Origin of the sequence: Candidatus Symbiopectobacterium sp., assembly GCF_020054415.1 — a bacterium.
Taxonomy (GTDB): Bacteria; Pseudomonadota; Gammaproteobacteria; order Enterobacterales; family Enterobacteriaceae; genus Symbiopectobacterium.
On record NZ_JAHWCO010000615.1, the window covers coordinates 1 to 1,385 of the forward strand.

Sequence of the window (1,385 nt, forward strand, 5' to 3'; positions counted from 1 at the left end):
CACCGTGGAAAGGCTGACCCTAAGAGCGGCGGCGATGGTGTGATTAGACTGGTTGCGCTCAAATTTGAGTTTGAAGATCTGAAGACAAGTCTCCATGGGACTCTTGCTTTTTCTCTTTCTGGCCATCGTTATCTCCATTTCAGTAGAAACTGCGAATGGAGAGGAGGTTAAAAGAGTTAAGTCCCGGAGTGATCGACCTTTCATGCGAAATCGTGATCGATTGTCATGCGAATCACTGATCGATCACGATGCGAATATGCGCTTAGCGCAGCGGTGACCATTGATAACCGCGTGGTGATGGCAACGCAGGACATTCCCGCTGTGATCACCAACGGTGTGACGCGTGCGGATCTGCTGTTGATTCCGGTGGAGTCAGTGGCACTGCCAACGCGCTCGCAGGGCGGCTTATTGACCCCCAGCACCCATACACCGCTAAATACTTAGGGATAACACCTCATGGCTCTCAGGGCGTTTCTCCCTGCCAGCCATAGCGAGTGAGATCGATCTTGCCCTGACGCGTAAAGGTTATCCCTTCGGCCCTGAGCGCCTCGCTCTGGCGAATGTAATCTGGGCCAGTCAGCGAAATTTCACCGTGACGATTTATTACCCGATGCTAGGGAAGCGAGCTGCCTTCGGGCAGCTTTTTTAATACGCCGCCGACCTGACGGGCAGCGCGTGCGGAACCCGCCAGGCGGGCCACCTCCCCGTAGGTGGTAACCTTGCACCAGGGTATGGCTGCGATGATATGAAAAACGTGCTGGCGAAAGTTATCCTGCTACATCGCTACTCCTTTGAATATTAAGACGAATAAACATAGTGTCACAGGTGCAAGGGCTTGCAAACCTGTGTTTCGCCGGTCGAGAAACTGAAATCGAATAAGAAAACGACGGTTGGCTGCGGTCAACTTGCAATTGAGGTGCGCATACCCGATAATGCCCACGCTCTGTACCAAGCAGAGTCAACGAATCAATGGAGGCCCTGTCGGTTCTCCCGCAACATTACCCTGTGGACTCGGTCAGGTCCGGAAGGAAGCAGCCGCAGCAGGAGACGTGTGTGCCGGGATGTAGCTGGCAGTGCCTCCACCCTTTATATTCATTTCCTTTTTTATTTTCCGCGCTTTTTTATTCTTATTCTCTTCATTCTGTTCTGCGTATTGCATTCGTTTATTGATGACATTACATTGCTGATGGGCTGCTCTATTGGTATTAAAGCGCACGTAGATAAGCGTGCTTTGTTGGTCTTTATGGCTTTGTTGAATAATAGTGAGTCATGCTGTTTTGCCAAGCCAGTTTTGGTAGAAAATGCTTGTGTCCTCAGGTGTACAGTTTTCTCATGAGGCCTAACTGCATGATTTTGCGTTGCGAGGATCCGTCGTTTCACTGGAC

1 protein-coding gene, 1 other RNA gene and 1 pseudogene are annotated in these 1,385 nt (G+C 50.8%); 2 read left to right on the forward strand and 1 reads right to left on the reverse strand.

Features of this window, described 5'->3' with window-relative positions; all coding sequences use genetic code 11:
- The first annotated feature begins 225 nt into the window (after window positions 1-225).
- Window positions 226-444 carry a hypothetical protein gene (locus QZ506_RS17895; RefSeq protein WP_291972962.1) on the forward strand — a complete coding sequence of 73 codons (219 nt, stop codon included), beginning with the start codon at window positions 226-228 and terminating at the stop codon, window positions 442-444.
- Between the two features lie 19 nt (window positions 445-463).
- Here QZ506_RS17895 and QZ506_RS17900 read toward each other — a convergent pair.
- Window positions 464-781: pseudogene (locus QZ506_RS17900) on the reverse strand (MGMT family protein).
- A 198-nt stretch (window positions 782-979) separates the two neighbouring features.
- On the opposite strand from QZ506_RS17900, the gene ffs reads away from it, so the two are divergent.
- Window positions 980-1,076, forward strand: an RNA gene (gene ffs, locus QZ506_RS17905) — signal recognition particle sRNA small type.
- Window positions 1,077-1,385: the final 309 nt, after the last annotated feature.

What these genes read in the sequence shown, in the direction of transcription:
- QZ506_RS17895 (WP_291972962.1), top strand. Translation starts at nt 226, where the DNA reads ATGCGAATCACTGATCGATCACGATGCGAATATGCGCTTAGCGCAGCG.